The organism is Kribbella koreensis, from assembly GCF_039525325.1.
In the GTDB taxonomy this organism is placed as follows: Bacteria; Actinomycetota; Actinomycetes; order Propionibacteriales; family Kribbellaceae; genus Kribbella; species Kribbella koreensis.
Genome location: NZ_BAAAHK010000003.1, coordinates 144,517 through 164,983 on the forward strand (window position 1 = coordinate 144,517; position 20,467 = coordinate 164,983).

Below are 20,467 nucleotides of genomic sequence, written 5' to 3' on the forward strand. Positions count from 1 at the left end.
GAGTCCAGGCCGAAGGCGAGGTTGCCTGCGGCTACGACTACGACGCGTGCGCGACGCAGTGGTACGACTACGTGCTCGTCAAGAACTACATCGTCAGCAAGATCTACTACCGCGGTGGGGGCTACCACTTCTACTGGTGGAACTGACGGTTCTGGCGCCGATCGATACGGCGACCGCCGTCAGCGCGACCGTCAGCCAGCCTGCGCGATAGTCGATGACGTCGCCGCGGCCGGCCACCGAAATGGTGACGGCCACCATCGTTGCAGTACCGACCTGGGCGGCCGTGTTCAGCAGACCGGCCGCGCTCCCCTGCTCTTCAACCGGTACTGCGGTCCCGAGCTCGTACGCCGCGACGGCGCCGGCCCCGTTCCCCAGGCCTGCCAAGGTGAGCCCGATCAGAAGTGCCGCCGTCGTGGACCAAACGAAGGCCATGATCGCCCCACCGCCAATCAGCAGGAACCCGAGCGTCACCACGCGTCGCGCCCCGACCAGCGGCATCAGCCGGCCCGCCAGTCCCGCCGCAATCACCACCGAGATACTGAACGGCAGGATGAGCAGCCCTGCAGCCGCCGGACTGAATCCCTCAGCCTGCTGCAGGTACAGAGTCCCGACCACGACCAGCGAGCTCGTCGTCGCCGTGACACCGAACGATCCGATCAGTCCCGCCACGAACGGCGGCCGCCACAAACCGACCGGCACCAAAGGTGACGTCGTACGACGTTCATGAACCACCAACCACACTGTGGCCAGCACCCCCACCAGCACCAACGCAGCCGGAAGTGCCCACGCCCTGGCAGCAGTATTGGCGGCAGCAACGATCGCCCCAACCGAAACCACCTGCAGCATGACCGACCGCAGGTCGAAGGCCGACGCAGCCCGGTTCGGCCGATCCCGCTCGACCAGCCGCAGCAGTACTGCGATCAACACCGTCGCGACCGCCAGATTGCCCCAGAAGATGGCGCGCCAGCTCACCGCGGACGTCGTCAGACCGCCGACCAGCAGACCCGTCGCACCGGCCAATCCTCCGCAGGCGTTCCAAGCGCCAAGCGCGCGATCACGAGCAGCCTGCGTCTCGGCGACCCTGGTCAGCAGAACCAGGGCGTTCGGCACGGTCACCGCAGCCGCCGCACCCTGGATCGCCCGCCCGGCCACCAGCATCGCCATCACCGGCGCGGCAGCAGCGACCGCCGACCCCACTGCGAACAGCACAAGGCCCATCACCAGCACGCGACGATGCCCCAACCGATCACCGAGCCGCGCCGACAACAGCAGCAAACTGCTGAACCCGACCGCGTAGACGGGTACCAGGAGCCCTGCCTGCGCAGCGGATCCGCCCAGATCCGCCAACATCCGCGGAAGGGCGGACACCACCACGGTCACGCCCATCACGTCGACGAACTGGACCGTACACAGGGCAAGAAGACGACCACGGTCTTTTTCCATGCAACCGACGCTAATGTAACGCTTTTACACACTAAAACCGTTAGCGTGTTGCCCTAGGATGGTGGCCATGGAGATCGAGTTGACCTGGGCCTGGCTGGAGGGCTACCCGGCACTCGACTTCGCGAACACAGTGATCAGGCGCGGCTGGACGGAGTACGAACTGGTCACCTCGGTCGACGCTCTGAGCTCCTGGCTGGACGCCGCCGCGCTCCCCGCGCCACGGCCCACGACCGTCACGGACGATGATCTGCAAAGCTTCCTGCCCCTTCGCGATGCCGCCCTACGCTTGCTCCGTGCCGCTACGGGTCACGGAGACTGGCACGCTGCCGACGTACGGACCCTCAACGAAGCCCTCCTCGACTGCCCCGAAGTGACCGTGCTCGAGACAGCGGGATCCGTCGTCTCGCGCACAGTCGGCTCGCCGGCACCGTTCTCGCTCCTGCTGGCCCGCCTCGCCGCCGAGGTACGCGACGTACTGGCCGGCCCGCGACCAGACCTCGCCCTGTGTGACGCACCCGGCTGCGGCCAGCTCTTCTTCCAGCGCCGCACCAACCAAGCCTGGTGCGGCCCGCCTTGCGGCAACCGCGCCCGCGTAGCCCGCCACCACACCGCCACAGACAACTAGCGAGCGCCGGTGATGACGGCAACGCGGGTCACGGCTTCAGCAACACCTTCACGGCGCCGTCCTGCTTCTTCTGGAACATCGCGTACGCCGCCGGGCCGTCGGACAGCGGCACGTGGTGGGTCGCGAAGCCGTCGACGCCGAGCGGGTCGTCGTCGGTGAGCAGCGGCAGGATGTCGTCGACCCAGCGGCGCACGTTGCCCTGCCCCATCCGCAGTGAGATCTGCTTGTCGAACATGGTCAGCATCGGCAACGGATCAGCCGCCCCGCCGTAGACACCGCTCAACGAGATCGTGCCGCCCCGGCGTACCAGCTCGATCGCCAGATAGAACGCCGCCAGCCGGTCGACGCCGACCGTCTCCATCATCTTCTCGGCCAGGCCACTCGGCATCAGCCCGACCAGCTTGTGCGCGGCCTGCGCCTTCGGGGATCCATGAGCTTCCATGCCGACGGCATCGATCACCGAATCCGGGCCGCGACCGCCGGTCAAGTGGCGTACCTGCTCAGCCACGTCAGCGGAGTACGTGAGCGTCTCCACCCCACGCGCCTGCGACCGCCCGAGCCGCTCGGGCACCAGATCGATGCCGATCACCCGACAGCCACGATGCAGACCGATCCGCGCGGCCATGTCCCCGATCGGACCCAGCCCGATGACCGCCAACGTCCCGCCCTCGGGTACCGCGGCGTACTCGACCGCCTGCCACGCCGTCGGCAACACATCCGACAAGAACACGAACCGATCATCAGCCGGCCCCTCAGGAACCACGATCGGCCCGTACTGCGCCTGCGGCACCCGCAGGTACTCCGCCTGCCCGCCCGGCACCTGCCCGTAAAGCCGGGTGTAGCCGAACAACGCGGCACCCATCCCCTCATCGCGCACCTGCGTCGTCTCACACTGCGACTGCAGACCGCGGTCGCACATGAAGCAACTACCGCAGGCGATCCCGAACGGGATCACCACCCGATCCCCCACCTTCAGGTTCGGCACCTCGGCGCCGGTCTCGACCACGACGCCCATCGGCTCGTGCCCGAGCACGTCACCAGGCTCCAGATATGGCGCCATCACCTCGTACAGATGCAGATCCGACCCGCAGATCCCGGTCGAGGTCACCTCGATGATCGCGTCCCTCGGCTCCTTGATCACCGGATCCGGCACCTCGGAGTACTCGATCTTCCGCTTGCCCTGCCAAGTCAATGCTTTCATACCTACCGATACCCCCGGCCACCCAGACCAATCCGGCCAGGGTTTGCGGCGGGGACAGATCAGGTACCCGGGTGGGATGAGTCGACCGAGGATTGTCGTTGTCGGAGCGGGATTCGCCGGATATCACGCCGCCAGAACGCTCAACCGGCTGACGCGGGACACCGCCGAGGTCGTGATCGTCAATCCGACCGACTATTTCCTGTACGTACCGCTGCTACCGGAGGTCGCGACCGGCATCCTCGAGCCGCGCCGGGTCACGGTCTCGATCGCGGACACCCTGCCCGGCGTGCAGCTCGTACTCGGTGAGGTCGACGGCCTCGACCTCACCGAACGGACAGTCCGGTACGCCGAGCCGGCCGGCGAACGCGGCGAACTCGGGTACGACCGGCTGGTGATCGCCGTCGGCAGCGTGAACAAACTGCTGCCCATCCCCGGAATCGCCGAGCACGCACACGGCTTCCGCGGCGTACCCGAAGCCGTCTACCTGCGTGACCACCTCGCCGAACAGCTCGAACTAGCCGACGCCGCCGACGACCCGGCCGAGCGAGACGCGCTGTGCACGTTCGTCGTGGTCGGCGCGGGCTACACGGGCACCGAGGTCGCCGCCCACGGCGTGCTCTACACCGAGTTGCTCAAGAAGCGGCGTCCCCGCCTGCACGACCAAACGATGCGCTGGATGCTCCTCGACGTTGCCGACCGGGTACTACCCGAGCTCGACGAACGGTTGAGCAAGACAGCCGACCGTGTACTGCGCGAGCGCTCCGTCGGCGTCCGGATGGGCGTGACCGTCGAGGAGGCGACCGCGGACGGCGTACGGCTGTCGGACGACTCGTTCGTACCAACCCAGTCACTGATCTGGTGCGTCGGCGTCCGCGCCGACCCCGTCGTCGAAGGACTCGGCCTGAAGACGGACAAGGGGCGCCTCGTCGTGGACGAGTACCTGACCGTCCCCGGTCATCCCGAGGTGTTCGCCTGCGGCGACGCCGCCGCAGTACCGGACCTCACCAGGCCCGGCGAGGTCACCCCGATGACGGCACAGCATGCCGAGCGCCAAGGCAAGCAAGCCGCCCGAAACATCGCCGCGTCACTGGGGATGGGCACCCGCCGGCCCTACAGCCACAACGATCTCGGCTTCGTGGTCGACCTCGGCGGCAGCCAAGCCGCAGCCAACCCACTCCACCTACCGCTGGCCGGCTTCGCTGCCAAGGCGGTCACCCGCGGCTACCACCTGCTGTCGATGCCTGGCAACCGCGTCCGCACCGCCACCGATTGGCTCCTCGACGCCATCCTCCCCCGCGAAACCACCCACCTCGATCTCGTCCCACCCCACAAGGTCCCCCTGGACACGGCCGGCCCCGAACGCCCGAACTGACACTGACCATCGGCAGCGTTTCGACGCCGGCGGTCTTGTAGAGTCCATCGAGCGGTTCTGCCAGTAGCCGCGTGGCGTGGCCAGCTAGGAGACTGCGTCGTGAGCAACGACGAAAACCCCCTGATCATCCGGATCGACGCGACCAACGACCTGGTGGTGGTCGAATTGGCCGGCGATCTGGATATGGAGACCACACCGGCTCTTACCGCTGAGCTCAAAGCCGTCCTCGGAGCACGGCCGGTGGTGGTCGAGTTGAGCGGGGTCGAGTTCATGGACTCCAGCGGTATCGGCGTCCTGCTCGGCGCTCATCGAGAAGCGGCTGCCGAAGGTGGTGCACTACTGCTCGTCGCCGCCAGTCCGCGACTGCAGAAGATCTTCAAGATCACCCATCTGCACAAGGTGTTCGCCCTCCACGAAACGATGGAGTCGGCCGTGGCGAGCCTCGAGTCCCCACTGGAGATAGAAGGAGCCCCGGTCGAGACCGTCGTCCCGGGCTTCACCACAGAACCCGATTAGTTCCGGAGGTTGAGCGGTGGCCTCGTCGAGCGCGTGCGTACTATCTGCGGTCACCGTGGGTACTGGGCCGTTACGGGCGGGCGCCTCGCGCGGGGAGCCTGGTCCGGAGGCCCCGGCCGTTCAGACGAGCAGCGGCCGGGGCCGCCATCAGCCGGCCATCGCGTACAGGGAGAAGGCGTCGAACGCGGCGGTGCCCAGGTGAGGGTCTGGGTCGAGTAGGCGAATGCAGGTGCCGGTGCGGTCGGCGAATACGGCGTACCGGCCGAGTGGACAGGTGATCGGGGCGATCAGCCAGTCCAGGTCGGGGTGGTCGTCGAAGAACGTGTCCACGTCGCCGACGTCGTACACTCCCCCGCTGCCGAGGGCGGCTTCGGCGGGGTCGCGGACGAGCACGATCGTCGGCGCCCCATCGCGCGGGGCAAGGAGAGCGGTGTCGTCGTCGGGCCAGCCGAGCGGCTCCAGGCCGAGGGCGCGGTAATAGTCGACACTGGCTTCCAGATGTTCGACCGGACGGATCTCGAACAACAGCTTCATCGCTACCCCTTCTGCTCTGTCGAGGCTCGGTCGGCGGTACGGTGCCGACTGCCCTGGCGTACCTCGTCGGTCTGATCGGTGACGTCCGCGATGCGATCCGCCAGCGCGGGATGATCGCGGCTGAGACCAGTCTGCGCCGCGGCCAACGGCCCGAGCAACGCCAGGGAATCGTCGTCGCCCAGCGCCACGCTGATCTGATCGACACTTGCCTGTACCACCGGATCCAGATCGTCCAGCGAGCTGATCTGCCCGGCGAGCCGGCGCAGGTCGGCGGCGTTCTGTCTGGCCCAGGTCGCCACCGCCCGGTCGCCGGCCCGCTGATCGCGCACGGCCTGGAGCCGCTGCTCACCGTTCATCGAAGGATCAGTCGCGTTCGGGCTGAGCCGCAGATAGCGCCGCTCAGCCGCCTGCCTGCTGGCCACTCCGAGCGCGGGCGCGAGCTGCGCCCAACTCACCCCGCGGCGCCGGGCCGCGTCGATCAGTTGAGGCTCGTACTGCGTGAGCTGCTCGCGCAGGTCCCGGATCCGGGCCAGTGCCTCGAGGAAATCCTCGGGCTCCCGGCCGGCCGGCCCGGTGACGACCTCCCGCACGAAGGCCAGCGCGTCCGGGTCGTCCGGCTCGCTCACGGTCCTGTGCTCGGTCATGGTCGGGCCCTCGCGTCGAAGTGGCCGCAGGCTCGGGTCAGGCGTCGATCTGCTGCGGGCTGTCAGCCGGCGCGCTGATGCTGATCTTGCGCGGCTTGGCCTGCGCCGCGACCGGAATCCGCAAGGTCAGCACACCGTTGTCGTACGCCGCCTCGATCCGCTCGGTGTCGAGGGTGTCGCCGAGGAACAACTGCCGGGAGAACACCCCCAGCGGCCGCTCGGCCACCTGCATCTCGACGCCTTCGGCCAGCGCCGCGGGCCGGCGCTCGGCCTTCACCGTCAGCACGTTCCGCTCGACATCGAGGTCGATCGCGTCGGCCGAGACGCCGGGCAGGTCGAAGACCACGACGTACTCGTCACCCGAGCGGTAGGCATCCATCGGCATCGGACTCGGCTTGGACCAGGTCCCCGGGGCACTACCACCGGTCACCAGCTGGGCCAGCCGATCGAACTCACGGAACGGGTCGGTGCGCATCAACATCGTTCCACCTCCTGACTAGTCGTTCGTCGGTGTCAACACGCACGACTTTTATAACGCGTCATCGATCCATTGACAACCCCATCCGTCATCAATCCGTTGACATCGCAGCCGCGCGCACCTCGGCTTGTTCGAGGCCACGAACCAGCGCCCGGGGGGGCACCATGGGAGGTATGGATCGCTCTGGAGGCTCGGGTGAACCAGGCGGAGCGTCGCGGCGTCCGCGTAGTGCGCTGACGTTGCGGCTTGTGCTTGCGGTCTACGGGCTGGTCGTTTGCGGTGGTGCCGCGGTGGTCTTCGGCTACGCGGGGCTGCCGGTGATTCTGATCGTGGTCGCGGTCGCGCTGGCCGTCGTCGCCGCGATCGACCTCGTCGTCATCATCCGCCGGAAGGCGCACGGCGAGCCCGGGTGAGCGGTCAGGGGGTTCCGTCGTCGGTGTTCGTGCTCACGTACCAAGCCCGTTCAGCGGCTCCAACGCCAGTCGCGAACCTCGGGTAGGTCCTCGCCGTGCTCCCTTACGTAGGCGTGGTGCCGGGTTCGCTGGTCGGTGAACCACTGACGGGTCGAGATCGCGTGGGTGCCCAGCGACGGGACCCGGTCGATCACGTCCATTGCCAGGTGGTACCGGTCGAGGTTGTTGCGGACGACCATGTCGAACGGCGTGGTCGTCGTACCCTCCTCGATGAAACCGCGCACGTGAAGGTCCTGGTGGTTGTTGCGGCGATACGTGAGCCGATGGATCAGCCACGGATAACCGTGGTACGCGAAGATCACCGGCGTACCGGGCGGGAAGAGCGCGTCGAAGTCCGAGTCGGTGAGCCCGTGCGGGTGCTCGGTCGCGTCCTGCAACCGCATCAGGTCGACCACGTTGACGACCCGGATCTTCAGCTTCGGCAGGTGTTCGCGCAGGAGATCGACCGCCGCCATCGTCTCCAGGGTCGGTACGTCGCCGGCGCAGGCCATCACCACGTCCGGCTCGCCGTCGTCGTTGCCGGCGAAGTCCCAGACCCCGATTCCGCGAGCACAGTGCAGCGCCGCCGCGTCCCAGTCGAGCCAGTTCGGCTGCGGTTGCTTGCCTGCGACAACGACGTTGATGTAGTTCTTCGTCCGCAGGCAGTGATCCATAGTGGACAGCAGCGTGTTCGTGTCCGGCGGCAGATAGACCCGGACGACCTCGGCCTTCTTGTTCACCACGTGATCGATGAAGCCCGGATCCTGGTGCGAGAAGCCGTTGTGGTCCTGCCGCCACACGTGCGAGGTCAGCAGATAGTTCAGCGAGGGGATCGGCCGCCGCCAGTCGAGCCGGTTGACGGTCTTCAGCCACTTCGCGTGCTGGTTCACCATCGAGTCCACGATGTGCACGAACGCCTCGTACGACGAGAACAACCCGTGCCGCCCAGTGAGCAGATACCCCTCCAGCCACCCCTGACAGGTGTGCTCGCTGAGCATCTCCAGCACCCGCCCGTCCGTGGCCAGGTTGACGTCGGTGTCACGCCGGTCCGCGTTCCACGCCTTGGCGGTCACCTCGTAGACCGCGGACAACCGGTTCGACTCGGTCTCGTCCGGCCCGACCATCCGGAAGTTGCGATGCGCCTGATTGGCGGTGAAGACGTCTCGCAGGAACGCTCCCAGCACCTTCGTCGGCTCACCGTCCTCAGCACCGGGCGCCTTCACCGGTACGGCGTACTCCGCGATCGCCGGCAACTCCAGATCACGCGTGATCAACCCACCGTTGGCATGCGGACTGGACCCCATCCGCCGGTCCGCCGACGGCGCAAGCGCCAAGACGCTCGAGACCGGCCGGCCGGTCTCCTCGAACAGCTCCTCCGGCCGATAACTCCGCAGCCAATCCTCCAGCTGCCGCAGATGATCCTCATTCGTCCGTACGCCCGACAGCGGCACCTGATGCGCCCGCCAGGTGTCCTCGACCTGCTCGCCGTCGACCGTGTGCGGACCGGTCCAGCCCTTCGGCGTCTTGAGCACGATCATCGGCCACGCGGCGCGGGCGACGTCCGCGACCGTCGTACGGGCCTCGCGCTGGATCTCGTCGATCCGGTCGAGGCAGCGATCCATCGCGGCCGCGAGTGCCTGGTGGACCTCCTCCGGCTCCGAGCCCTCGACCAGGTAGGGCTCGTGACCGTAGCCCTGGAGCAGCGCGGTCAGCTCCTCGTCGCCGATCCGCGCGAGCACCGACGGATTGGCGATCTTGTAGCCGTTCAGATGCAGGATCGGCAGCACAGCGCCATCGCGCCGCGGATCGAGGAACTTGTTCGAGTGCCACGAGGTCGCCAGCGGACCCGTCTCCGCCTCACCATCTCCGACCACACAGGCCACCACCAGCCGCGGGTTGTCGAAGGCAGCGCCGTACGCGTGGCTGAGCGAGTAGCCCAGCTCGCCACCCTCGTTGATCGACCCCGGTACTTCCGGCGCCACGTGACTCGGAATCCCACCGGGGAACGAGAACTGCCTGAACAGCCTGGTCAGCCCGGCGAGATCCTGCCCGGTGTTCGGATAGGTCGCGGTCCAACTGCCCTCGAGCCAACTGTTCGCCACGATCGCGGGACCGCCGTGGCCCGGCCCGATCACATACATCAGCTCGCGCTCGCGCTGCCGGATCACCCGGTTGAGATGGGTGTAGATCAGGTTGAGCCCAGGCGTCGTCCCCCAGTGCCCGAGTAGCCGCGGCTTGATGTGCTCAGGCCGCAACGGCTCCTTCAGCAACGGATTGGCGAGCAGGTAGATCTGCCCGACGGACAGGTAGTTGGCTGCCCTCCAGTACGCGTCGAGCCCCTGCAGTTCCTCGTCGCCCAGTGGCGCGGCATCGATCCGTTGCACCGGAATCTCCTTCCTGACGGCTTCGCAGACCCTCCCGTACCCCGGAGCCAAGATCTCAGTCCGCCTTGAGACGCTCTTCACCGAGGCGTTCCACGTCGGCGACGAGCTCCTCGGAGATCCGGTTGAGCTTGACGTTCCCGTTCTGGGACAGCCTGGCCAGGAAGGCGAACGCACGCTGATCGGTCAGCGAGTAACGCTCCATCAAGATGCCGATCGCCTGACCGATGGTCCGCCGGGTCCGCAGCGCGTCCTGCAGGTTCTCGATCTCGCGCGCATAGCCGATCGCCATCGCCGACTGGTGCGTGAACAGCGCCCCGATCGCGCCGAGATCCTCGAACGAGCCGACCACCGTCGAGTACAAATTCAGCGCCCCCTGCGATTGGGGCGCGTCGAACAGACGCAGACCCGCCTGCGCGACGATCCCGGCGGCCACCGCGCTCGCGGCGTAGCGCGGAAAGCGCGGATCGGCGGCGAGGTCGGGAGACAGGACGTGCACGCTGTCGGTCGCGGCCTCGTAGCACGGCCCCTCCTGAAGCTCGTACTGCGCGGCGTCCACGCCCCACAACAAGTCGGCGGTGGGCGCCGCGGTCTCGAGCCGCCCGTCGCTGTGCTTCACCGTGATGCTGGCGTACTCCACCTCCGGAAGCACCTCGACCGCCGCCGCCGTGATGCGACCCAGCGTGTGGTCCAGGTCGCCCGCTGTCAGCGACTTCGACAGTCGCCGCGTTGCCTCCAGAAGTTTCGTGTCATCCATAGACCGCAGGTACCCGCGTCACCGGGTCCGAACCGGGTGCCGATCAGGCGGCTGACCGGACCGGGGCGAGCTTGTTCCTCAGGCTGTCCAGGATCTGGCGGAGCAGACGCGAGACCTGCATCTGACTGACGCCCAGCTCAGCGCCGATGTCGGTCTGCGCCAGGCCTTCCACGAATCGCAACTGCAGGATCTCCCGATCCCGATCGCTCAGGTCCGCCAAGACCGGCCGGAGCACCTCGATCGCCTCCAACTGATCCAGCGCCCGGTCGTCCTCGGCGGCCACCACGTCGGCCAGCGACAGACCGGCATCCGTCTCCGGGCGATCCAGCGACAGCACCGTGAAACAGCCATGGGCGACCCTTGCCCGCTCGACCTCCTCAACCTCCACACCCAGCCGCTCGGCGATCTCGGCCGAGTTCGGCTCCCGCCCCAGCTCCTGCTCCAGGTCCGGCAGCTTCGCCGCGATCATCCCCTGCAACTCCTGCAGCCGGCGCGGAATCCGCACCGTCCACGCGCAGTCCCGGAAGTACCGCTTGACCTCGCCCCGGATGGTCGGAATCGCATACCCGATGAACGGCGTATCGGCGTCGAGCCGGTAGCCGTGCGCCGCCTTCACCAGCCCCAGATAAGCGACCTGCTCCAGGTCTTCCACCTCCGGACCCTTGTGCCGGAACCGCTGCGCGATCCCCCGCGCCATCTCGATGTTGAGCTCGACGATCGCCTCGAGCAGCTGCTGCCGCTCGGTTTCGCCGGTACTACGCTCCCGCCGCTCGAACAACTCCTGCGTCGCGGACTCGCGCGCCGCGCGATCCCGGGCGGACCAGCACTGGGTGGGCACTGAACTGACAAAGAAACTCATCTCGACCTCGCGACAGAACAACGTCACGGCGTGGCCCACCTCCGGACCACGGTCAGCAGCAAACCCTCCGTACCCGCTCCCTGCCAAACCATGCGCCGGCCACCCGGGACAGGGCGGCGGACAGGTGACTCCGGGGCATTGACAGCGTTGTCTGCTGGGACGACGATACTTCTGGTCGGAGACTGAAACGTTTCCAACCTCTTCCGCCCGAGCCGCCCCGAAGTAGTCGAGGAGATCGTCGCCGTGATTCGTGCTGCCCGAACTTTGCAGATACTGGTGGCTGGAGCAGTCCTGGCCGGAGCGGCGCTGTCCGCGCCGGCCGCTGGTGCCGCGCCCGCCTCCGACGGTCCGGCAGCGACCGCTCGGGCCCGGGTTGCCGCTGACGAGCTGATGAGTTCGTACGAGCCGGTCAAGGCGTGGTTTCCGTCGAGCTGGTGGAATTCCGCGGTTGCCTTGCAGACCGTCGGCGACTACATGGAGCGCACCGGCGACCGGCGTTACCTGCCTCAGCTGGACAACACCTTCGAGAAGGACAAGGGCGTGTTCCCGGCCGGGTACCTGTCCGGTGATCCGCTGCTCGGGAACTTCACCAGCCGTGCCATCGACGACTCCGAGTGGTGGGGCCTGACCTGGATCCAGGCGTACGACCTGACGAAGAACCGCAAGTACCTCGACATGGCGGTCACGATCGCCGAGTACGTCGAGGGCTACTGGGACCCGAGCACCTGTGGCGGCGGCGTCTGGTGGAACGGGGAACGTACCTACAAGAACGCCGTCACCAACGGCCTGTGGATCCGCCTCACCGCCGAACTCCACAACCGCCTGCCGCGCGACAAGCACTGGCTCGGTCGCGCGAAGGAGGGCTGGAACTGGTTCACCGCCAGCGGCATGATCAACTCCGCCGGCCTGGTCAACGACGGTTTGAGGGACGACTGCAGCAGCAACGGCGACACCGTCTGGAGCTACAACCAGGGCCTGGCCATCGGGGCCGGCCTCGAACTGTGGCGAGCGACCCATGATCCGAAGCTGCTGACCACGGTACGACGCTTGGCCGACGCGGCCATCGCTCCCGGCGGACTGGTGACCGACGGCGTCCTGACGGAGTACTGCGATGCGCCCGGCCGCACATGCGACGACAACGGCAAGCAGTTCAAGGGCATATTCATGCGCTACTGGATGGACCTCGCCGACACCACGCACGATCACCGCTACACCGCTTTCGTTGCTCAGCAGGCCGCAACGGTCTGGGGCAACGACCGCGACGCCGCCGATCGGCTGGGCGAGCGCTGGTCAGGCGCCGAGCCGAACGTCTTCGACTGGCGGACACAGGCCAGTGCCCTCAGCGCGCTGATCGCTGCCGTGCCGTCCACGCCGCCGACGCGGTCGCTGTCGGCCACCACCGATCCGGCCCTGCCGGTGGTGATGCCGTCGACCGGCGCCGCCACCCACGTGAAGCTGACAGTCGACGTCCAGGCCACGGGACGTGAGCCGCTCCAGGTCGCCGTACGGGCAACTGCCCCGTCGGGATGGGCCGTCACTCCCCCACGCTCGACGGTGCTCCTTCGCCCGCACGGCAACGCCGTACCGGTGCACTCGTCGGTCCAGCTCGATGTGACGATCCCCGCCGGTACGCCGGACGGCCGCTACCCGGTGAGCGCGACCGCGACCTCCGGCTCACAACTGTCGTTCAGCACCCGAGCCGACATCCTGATCGCGAACACCGCCGACTTCGACACCGGTACGGCGGCCGAGACCCCCTGGCTGTGGGACGCGGACGGCTCACAGAGCAACGGCGTCCAGAACCGGTTCGCCGACGGGCACTCGTACTTCGTCTACCGCTTCCCGTTCCCGGCCGACACCACCACGGCCTCCGCGACACTGACGATCGACAACGAGTTCGTCGTACAGGTCAGCGGCGACGGGCAGCAGTGGACCACGGTGGCCACCGAGACACAGCCCTTCCACGACGGTGAGAACAAGCTGGCCAGGACGTTCGACCTCAGCGCTCATCTCGGCCCGGACAAAGCAGCCTACGTCCGGATCTCCGACTCGTTCCCCGACGACGGCTGGGGTGGCCGCGTCTACCACGTGACAGCCACCCACGACTGAACTCGCACGACCGCGAATCCAGCAGCGAGACCGCGTCGAACTTGTGCAAGCCACGCCTGAACCTTTACAGGCCGGCTGACCGCGTGCATAACTTACGCATAAGTTTCATTCGGTCTCCGGACGAGGTGACGATGGCGGGACAGGATCTGCCCACCGCGGTGCGCTGGGTCGACGACCGGACGGGGATCGCCAAGCTCGGCAAGAAGAACCTGCGCAAGGTCTTCCCCGACCACTGGTCCTTCATGCTCGGCGAGATCGCGCTCTACAGCTTCGTCATCCTGATCCTGACCGGCATCTTCCTCACCCTGTGGTTCAAGCCGTCGATGGCCGACGTCACCTACCAGGGCTCGTACAGCCTGCTCAAGGGCCTGCACATGTCCGAGGCCTACGAGTCGACACTGCGGATCTCCTTCGACATCCGCGGCGGCCTGCTGATGCGGCAGATCCACCACTGGGCCGCAGTGCTCTTCGTCGCCTCGATGAGCGTGCACCTGCTGCGCGTCTTCTTCACCGGCGCGTTCCGCAAGCCGCGTGAGCTCAACTGGCTGATCGGGATCGTGATGCTGTTCCTCGGCATCATCGAGGGCTTCATCGGCTACGGCCTGCCCGACGACCTGCTGTCCGGCACCGGGCTGCGGATCACCGAAGGGCTGGTCCTCGCCGCTCCCGTCGTCGGCACGTACATGTCGTTCTTCATCTTCGGCGGCCAGTTCCCCGGTGACGAGTTCGTCTCCCGGTTCTTCACCGTGCACGTGCTCCTGATCCCAGGCATCCTGCTCGGCCTGATCACGGTCCACCTGATCCTCGTCGTCTACCACAAGCACACGCAGTACCCAGGGCCTGGCCGGACCGAGAAGAACGTCGTCGGCTACCCGCTGATGCCGGTCTACATGGCCAAGGCCGGCGGCTTCTTCTTCGTCGTCTTCGGAGTGCTCGCAATGATGGGCGCGCTGCTGCAGATCAACCCGGTCTGGCTGTACGGCCCGTACAACCCCGCGGAGGTCACCGCCGGTTCCCAGCCCGACTGGTACATGGCCTGGCTCGACGGCGCCGTCCGCCTGATGCCCGGAGTCGAATCGCACTTCTGGGGCATCACGATCAGCTGGAACGTCGTAGTACCGGCGCTCCTGATGCCGCCGCTGTTCATCGGGTTCGTCGCGCTCTACCCGTTCATCGAGAACTTCGTCACCGGCGATCGCCGCGAACACCATCTGCTCGACCGCCCACGCAACCAGCCGACCCGCACCGGCATCGGTGTCGCGATCATCACCTTCTACGGCGTGCTGTGGCTCAACAGCGGCAACGACCTCGTCGCAACCCACTTCCAGCTGTCGATCAATACGATCACCTGGGTCTGCCGCGTGCTGATCTTCCTCGGCCCGGTGCTGGCGTTCTGGATCACCCGCCGGATCGCCATCTCACTGCAACGCGCCGATCTCGACCGCGTGCTGCACGGCCGCGAGTCCGGCATCATCGTCCGCTCCCCCGACGGCCGGTACTACGAGAAGCACGACCCCATCACCCGGTACGAGGCCTACGCACTGACCGCCCACGAGAGCCGGCACCCCGTGGCCCGCGGCGACGACACGGACGCAAACGGAGTCGACCGCCCGCACCGCCATCGCCGCCGGATCCGCGCCGCCCTCTCCCGCTTCTACTTCGCCGGCAACACACCGACCACCGAGGACCCCGGCCGCCCGGAACCGAACAGCCTGGAGAAGGCCGGCAAGACCTGACCGGCAAGGATCCCTGAGCCGACGGTGTCACAGGTTGTGGTGGTGTTCTGTCTTTGCAGGTGTGAACGCACACGCGGGGAAGCGCACCCTGGGACTGTCAGCCGAAGAAGTCGATGAGTGCCTGCGCCACAGCCTCTGGTTGTTCGATCGGGAGGAAGTGACCGGAGCCGTCGATCATCGCCAGCCGGACGTCAGTACCCGACTGCGGCAAGGTTTGCCGGATCCCCGCGAAGTTCGCCGGCGAGGCGAGACCGAGCATCGGTACCGTCACCTTGCCGTAGGTCCTGAAGTCGGCAACGTCCTGGTCGAAGGCCTGGAACCAGCCGTTCCCGGCCCGGATGGCATCTGCACTGTCGTAGGCCCGGGCATACGCCTGCCGATCGCCTTCGCCGACCTTGCTCCGATCGACGAGATGGCTGTCGAACACGTAGTCGACGACGAACCGCATCCGTCCTGCCAGCAGCTGCTCGGGCAGACCACGGATCTGGTTGAGCGGGAACCACCACAGATTCGGCGCACCCTCCGACGGCAGCAGCTTCAGCTCGTACAGGCTGGGATCCGGATGGCCGACCTCCATGACGGCCAGTTCGGTGACGGCCTCGGGATGATTGACCGCGTAGCTGAAGGCAACCATCGAGCCGATGTCGTGCCCGGCGATGGCGGCCTTCGAGTAGCCGAGGTGGTGAACGAGCTCGAGGATGTCGCGCGCCATCGTCCGCTTGTCGTAGCCGGAGTCCGGCTTGGCCGACAGGTTCATCCCCCGCAGATCGACCGCGATCACCCGGTACCGCTCGGCCAGCAGAGGCATCACGTGGCGGAACTCCCGCCACGTCACCGGCCAGCCAGGCAACAGCACCAGCGGTTCACCCTGGCCGCCGGCGACGTAGTGCAACGTCGTCCCGTTCACCTCGGCGAAGGCACTACGGAAGTCGCCTGGCAGCGCCGACGCCAGCGCGGCGTCCTCCACTACCGACTCGTCCTCGAACACGGTCACACAGATCACTCCCACTACGTAGACGACCAGTACTCAGCTATGACCGAGCCGACCGCCGGCTTGTGACAGCGGGCTTGTTCTCCCCGCCGCGTTTCTCGCCTCCAACCCGCACGATCGAAGGAGCAGGTTCATGGATCTGAAGATTGCCGGCCGGACCGCGGTGGTGTGCGCGTCCACCTCCGGATTGGGCGAAGGTGTTGCCAGGGCGCTCGCCGCGGAAGGCGCGAACGTCGTGGTGACCGGCCGCCGGGCGGAGTTGGCCAGGTCGATCGCCGCACAGTTGCCGTCGGCAATCGGTATCAGCGTGGACATGATGAGCGACGGCGGCCCCGAACAGATCATCCAGGCCGCCACCGAGGCGTTCGGATCGGTGGACATCCTGGTCCTCAACGGTCCCGGCCCCAGGCCGGCCACCGCCCTGGACGTCACAACGGAGGACATCGGTACGGCGATGGCGTCGGTGATCCAGCCACAGCAGCGACTGGTGTCCCTCGTACTCGACGGAATGCGCGAACGCGGCTGGGGCAGGATCCTCGCAGTCTCGGCCACGAACATCGTGGAGCCCCTGCCCGCGCTGGCGTTGTCGAACATCGCCCGTCCCGCCCTCGCCGGCTACCTCAAAACCCTCGCAACCCAGGTCGCACCCGAGGGCGTCACCGTGAACCTCCTACTGGCCGGCGGCTTCCGTACCGCCCGCCGCGATGCCGTCGAAGCAACCAAGGCCGCCCGGACGGGCCGGCCCGCAGCCGAGATCCAGGCCGAAGAGGCCGCCGAGGTCCCGATGCGCCGCTTCGGCGCCGTCCACGAGTTCGCTGCCGTAGCCGCCTTCCTGTGCAGCGACCTGTCGTCGTACGTGACGGGAACGGCCGTCCGATGCGACGGCGGCTTGGTCCACAGCCTCTGAGCCGCAGGTCTCAACGCGTGCCGGAGATCAGACTGAGTTCGCGACCGCGCTGGACGGCGGTACTGCGATCCGTGGCGCCGAGCTTGGCGTAGATCCTGCGAATGTGGGTGTTGACAGTGTTCAGCGAGAGCAGCAGTTCGGCGGCGATCTCCGGCCGGGTCAGGTTCGTGGGCAGGTAGCGGAGGACCCGAAGCTCACCAGGGCTGAGGCTTTCGACCGGCCCACGGGCCGGCGGCGTACCGCTGCGGACAGCGTCGAGGACATCGGCCACGAGCGCCGCGTGCCGGGTCTGCCAAGCCGGCAGAACCTCCAAAACCCGCCACGCACCGGTCATCGCGAACGGCAGGATCAGCCGATCCTGCTCGGCGAGGTCGAGCGCGTGCTCGATCGCGGCTACGGCGGCGCCCTTGTCGCCGAGGTCGCAACAGGCGAGCGCCATCATCAGGCTTCCCTCGAGCCCCAGAACGGCGTCGGACTCGAGTACGCGGCGGGCGGCCGCCGCGTCATGGTCAGCCAGGTGGATCGCTGCGGCGGCGGTGCGTACGTCACCCGTTGCGGCGAGCATCGTCCGTGCCTCGTCGAACATTCCGGCGCGGGCCAGCGTGGCGATCGTCCAGGCGGCCACCTGACCCGAGAACGCGTGGTCGCCGCCCGCCTCGCCGAACTCGGCCAGCGCCTCCTGGTGACGCTCACGGGCGGCCGCGATCATCCCGGCGACGACATGCGTGAGCAGCTGGATGCCGGGTTCGCTGACCGTGCGTACGGCGCGATCCAGCCAGCGTTCGGCATGGTCGAACTCCCCCGTCCACACCAGGACCCAGGCGAGCGTGGCGTAGGCAGGCGCAACCACCGGTTCGTCGTCCAACCCGTGCCGGTTCGCCAGCGCGATCGCGTCCTCGGCATGCCGGCGGGCCAGCGGAAGGGACCGAAGGGTGGCCACGAAGCTCAGATAGGCCAGGCAGGCCACTTCGAGGTACGGGCGGTTGAGATCGCGGGCGAGGACCGCGCCCTCGGACAGATGGCGCTCCGCGTCTGCCGGCCGCCGCGACCATGCCTCGGTCGCACCGAGGTTCTGAAGCAGGACAGCGCGCAGATCGGCGTCCGGAAGGTTGTTGTCCTGCGCAACGACACGGTCGTACTCGCCCCGTAGCCTGGCGAGTTGCAGATCCAGGACGGCGACGACCATCGGATGCTCGCCGGCCGATCGAGCGGTCTCGAGGTGCGCTGCCGCTTCGTCGAGCCGCATCCGGTTCAGTTCGTCGATGGCATGGACCAGCGCGAGAGAGTCGCCGGGAGCCGGGAAGGCGTGGAGGAGCGTTCGTACCGTCCCTGCCTCCCCATCGAGGGTCAGACTGAGCGCGCGCTCGGTCAGCAGCCGCCCGGCCTCCGCCCAGTCGCCTGCCCGCTGCAGATGCCGGACCGCGGCGGCGGGTTGAGCGTGTTCTGCGAACCACTGGGCAGCGAGCCGATGGAGAGCAGGGATGCTGTCCGGCTGAGTACGCCGAAGTTCCAGGCGCAACAGGCCCGCGAACATCTGGTGGTAGCGGAACCACGTGCGCTCGACGTCCAGCGACGTGACGAAGGCGTTCGCCCGCTCCAGCTCCAGCAGGACCCTCTCGGCACCGGATCCGCCCGTGAGCACGTCGGCCAGGTCGCCGTTGACCTTGTCCAGCAGCGAGGTGCGCAACAACAGATTCTGTACCTCGGGGCTCTGCCGCTCCAGCATCTCGGCCAGCAGGTACTCGGCCACGGTCCGATCGCTGCCGGAGAACTCGGCGACGAATCGTTCCGGATCCGGATTCCCAGCCAGCGACAGGACTGCTAGCCGCAGCCCGGCCGCCCAGCCTTCAGTACGCTGCTGCAGTACTTCGACAGCCTGGCCGGACAGCGCGAGACCTGCCGCCGCGACCAGCTTCCCGGTCTCCTCGACCGTGAATCGCAGCTCCGGACCGCGAATCTCGGCCAGCTCACCGGCGAGCCGAAGCTTGTGCAGCTGGAGCGGCAGCTCGCCGCGGGTGGCGACGACCGCGTGCGCGAGAGGCGGGAGTTCACTCAGCAGGGTGGCCAACTCGCCGGGCGATTCGAGTTCGTGCGCGTCGTCGACGACCAGCACGAACGATCCCTCGATCGTCGCGAGCTCGGACAGAGCCTTCTCGCGCTCGCCGCCGCCCGGTGTCGCGACCGGCGGGTCGGATCCACACGCCGCGTGGATTCCGCACAGTACGTCGAACCAGAACCGCTGGTCGGGCCGCACCGTCACGAACGCGAGCGGACGCTGCTGCTGCCCGGCCCAAAGCCGCAGCAGCGAGGTCTTGCCGCTCCCGGCCGGCGCCGAGATGATCGTTACCCGCTTGGCCGCCGCACGATCCAGCGCGACGACCAGGTCATGGCGGTCGATCAGCGCAGGCACACCGCAATGATAGTTGCCCGATCACCTGATTCCGGTGATGGCCGGTCACCTGATCCGTGCCGATCCTGGCTTCATGTCCACTATCGAACTGCCCGAATATGCTCCGGTACCGCAATCCGCAACAGGCCCCGCAGTCAACGAACACGGCTACTACGTCGGCCGGGTGGAGAGGAATCTCTACTGGGTCACCGACGGCGGGTACCAGGCGGCCTTCCTGACCACCGCCGACGGTGTCGTCCTGTTCGACGCACCACCCACCATCGGCCACAACCTGCAGCGCGCCATCGACGAGATCGCGGCGGCGAACGGCGTTCCGAACAAGGTCACCCACCTCGTCTACTCACACCATCACGCCGACCATATCGGCGCCTCGTCGCTGTTCGGCCCGGACGTGGTGCGGATCGGCCATGCCGAGACCAAGCGGCTGCTGGCCCGGACCGGCGACCCTGCACGGCCTGCGCCCGACCTGACCTTCGACACCAAGCACGCTCTGGAGGTCGGCGGCGAGACCGTCAATCTCGCCTGGCACGGTTCCAACCACACGCCGGACAACATCTACATCCACCTGCCCGGCCACGAGACGCTGATGCTGATCGACGTGGTGGTTCCGGGCTGGGCGTCGTTCGCCGCCTTCAACGTCAACGTCGACGTACCCGGCTCCATCGCCGCACCGGACAACGCTCTCGACTATCCGTGGAAGCACTTCATCGGTGGCCACCTGGGCCGGCTGGGCACCCGCGACGATCTCACCCTGCACCAGCACTACCTGGCCGACATCGTCGACAACGTCCGCACCGCGCTGGCCACCGTCGACCCGATGCCCTTCTACGCCAGGTACGGCGACAACGTGTGGGCGGCCGTCAAGGCCTACCTCGACACAGCCTCCGCCCAAGCCGCCGCGCCAGTGGTCGAGAAGTACTCCGGCGTTCTCGGCGCCGCCGACGTCTTCATCACCAGCACCGTCTTCGTCATCCTCGAATCCCTGCGCCTGGACCTCGGCGAAGGCCTCTACATCCATCCCTGAGGGCGAGCCAGGCCGGAGCGGGTGGCTC

General features: G+C 67.5%; 18 protein-coding genes. 8 read left to right on the forward strand and 10 right to left on the reverse strand.

Features of this window, described 5'->3' with window-relative positions:
* Positions 1-93 precede the first annotated feature (93 nt).
* Entirely contained in the window at positions 94-1,443 is a 1,350-nt protein-coding gene (locus tag ABD116_RS04625) for an MFS transporter (RefSeq protein ID WP_343965130.1), read from the reverse strand.
* 67 nt (positions 1,444-1,510) lie between these two features.
* On the opposite strand from ABD116_RS04625, the gene ABD116_RS04630 reads away from it, so the two are divergent.
* Positions 1,511-2,068, forward strand: coding sequence for a CGNR zinc finger domain-containing protein (locus tag ABD116_RS04630; RefSeq protein WP_343965132.1), 558 nt, complete (start codon positions 1,511-1,513; stop codon positions 2,066-2,068).
* A 28-nt stretch (positions 2,069-2,096) separates the two neighbouring features.
* Here the strand turns inward: ABD116_RS04630 and ABD116_RS04635 are convergent, their stop codons facing one another.
* Entirely contained in the window at positions 2,097-3,269 is a 1,173-nt protein-coding gene (locus ABD116_RS04635) for a zinc-dependent alcohol dehydrogenase (RefSeq protein WP_343965134.1), read from the reverse strand.
* A gap of 76 nt (positions 3,270-3,345) precedes the next feature.
* Between ABD116_RS04635 and ABD116_RS04640 the strand changes: the two genes are divergently transcribed.
* Positions 3,346-4,641, forward strand: a complete 1,296-nt coding sequence (locus ABD116_RS04640; protein WP_343965136.1) for an NAD(P)/FAD-dependent oxidoreductase — start codon at positions 3,346-3,348, stop codon at positions 4,639-4,641.
* 99 nt (positions 4,642-4,740) lie between these two features.
* Positions 4,741-5,157: an STAS domain-containing protein gene (locus ABD116_RS04645; protein ID WP_343965138.1), complete on the forward strand. Its 417-nt coding sequence runs from the start codon at positions 4,741-4,743 to the stop codon at positions 5,155-5,157.
* A 147-nt stretch (positions 5,158-5,304) separates the two neighbouring features.
* Here ABD116_RS04645 and ABD116_RS04650 read toward each other — a convergent pair whose 3' ends face one another.
* From ABD116_RS04650 to ABD116_RS04660, 3 genes are read right to left on the reverse strand one after another with little or no spacing between them, the layout of a single operon-like run.
* Positions 5,305-5,691, reverse strand: coding sequence for a hypothetical protein (locus ABD116_RS04650; protein WP_343965140.1), 387 nt, complete (start codon positions 5,689-5,691; stop codon positions 5,305-5,307).
* Between the two features lie 2 nt (positions 5,692-5,693).
* Entirely contained in the window at positions 5,694-6,335 is a 642-nt protein-coding gene (locus ABD116_RS04655; protein WP_343965142.1) for a hypothetical protein, read from the reverse strand.
* Between the two features lie 37 nt (positions 6,336-6,372).
* A complete protein-coding gene (locus ABD116_RS04660; RefSeq protein WP_343965144.1) occupies positions 6,373-6,816 on the reverse strand; it encodes an Hsp20/alpha crystallin family protein in 444 nt (147 codons plus the stop codon).
* Between the two features lie 170 nt (positions 6,817-6,986).
* Here ABD116_RS04660 and ABD116_RS04665 point away from each other — a divergent pair, with 170 nt between their 5' ends.
* Positions 6,987-7,226: a DUF6343 family protein gene (locus ABD116_RS04665; RefSeq protein ID WP_343965146.1), complete on the forward strand. Its 240-nt coding sequence runs from the start codon at positions 6,987-6,989 to the stop codon at positions 7,224-7,226.
* Between the two features lie 50 nt (positions 7,227-7,276).
* Here the strand turns inward: ABD116_RS04665 and ABD116_RS04670 are convergent, their stop codons facing one another.
* The 3 genes from ABD116_RS04670 to ABD116_RS04680 are packed head-to-tail and all read right to left on the reverse strand — an operon-like array spanning position 7,277 to position 11,262.
* Positions 7,277-9,649 (reverse strand): phosphoketolase family protein, encoded by a 2,373-nt coding sequence (locus ABD116_RS04670; protein WP_343965148.1) that lies wholly within the window; start codon positions 9,647-9,649, stop codon positions 7,277-7,279.
* 55 nt (positions 9,650-9,704) lie between these two features.
* The gene (locus ABD116_RS04675; RefSeq protein ID WP_343965150.1) at positions 9,705-10,403 is read right to left on the reverse strand and encodes a GAF and ANTAR domain-containing protein; all 699 of its coding nucleotides are present in this window, start codon (positions 10,401-10,403) and stop codon (positions 9,705-9,707) included.
* Between the two features lie 43 nt (positions 10,404-10,446).
* Positions 10,447-11,262 (reverse strand): sigma-70 family RNA polymerase sigma factor, encoded by an 816-nt coding sequence (locus tag ABD116_RS04680; RefSeq protein WP_343965152.1) that lies wholly within the window; start codon positions 11,260-11,262, stop codon positions 10,447-10,449.
* Positions 11,263-11,538: 276 nt separating this feature from the next.
* Between ABD116_RS04680 and ABD116_RS04685 the strand changes: the two genes are divergently transcribed.
* Both ABD116_RS04685 and qcrB read left to right on the forward strand, forming a co-directional pair.
* Complete coding sequence (locus ABD116_RS04685; protein WP_343965154.1) at positions 11,539-13,371, forward strand: glycoside hydrolase family 76 protein; 1,833 nt, start codon at positions 11,539-11,541, stop codon at positions 13,369-13,371.
* Positions 13,372-13,502: 131 nt separating this feature from the next.
* The gene (gene qcrB / locus ABD116_RS04690) at positions 13,503-15,107 is read left to right on the forward strand and encodes a cytochrome bc1 complex cytochrome b subunit (protein WP_343965155.1); all 1,605 of its coding nucleotides are present in this window, start codon (positions 13,503-13,505) and stop codon (positions 15,105-15,107) included.
* 97 nt (positions 15,108-15,204) lie between these two features.
* Here qcrB and ABD116_RS04695 read toward each other — a convergent pair whose 3' ends face one another.
* Positions 15,205-16,101 carry an alpha/beta fold hydrolase gene (locus ABD116_RS04695; protein WP_343965157.1) on the reverse strand — a complete coding sequence of 299 codons (897 nt, stop codon included), beginning with the start codon at positions 16,099-16,101 and terminating at the stop codon, positions 15,205-15,207.
* A gap of 130 nt (positions 16,102-16,231) precedes the next feature.
* Between ABD116_RS04695 and ABD116_RS04700 the strand changes: the two genes are divergently transcribed.
* Positions 16,232-17,005: an SDR family oxidoreductase gene (locus ABD116_RS04700; RefSeq protein WP_343965159.1), complete on the forward strand. Its 774-nt coding sequence runs from the start codon at positions 16,232-16,234 to the stop codon at positions 17,003-17,005.
* A 10-nt stretch (positions 17,006-17,015) separates the two neighbouring features.
* Here the strand turns inward: ABD116_RS04700 and ABD116_RS04705 are convergent, their stop codons facing one another.
* On the reverse strand, positions 17,016-19,415 hold the full coding sequence (locus ABD116_RS04705) for a winged helix-turn-helix domain-containing protein (RefSeq protein ID WP_343965160.1): 2,400 nt from the start codon (positions 19,413-19,415) through the stop codon (positions 17,016-17,018).
* A 73-nt stretch (positions 19,416-19,488) separates the two neighbouring features.
* On the opposite strand from ABD116_RS04705, the gene ABD116_RS04710 reads away from it, so the two are divergent.
* Complete coding sequence (locus tag ABD116_RS04710) at positions 19,489-20,439, forward strand: MBL fold metallo-hydrolase (protein WP_343965161.1); 951 nt, start codon at positions 19,489-19,491, stop codon at positions 20,437-20,439.
* The last annotated feature ends 28 nt before the right edge of the window (positions 20,440-20,467 follow it).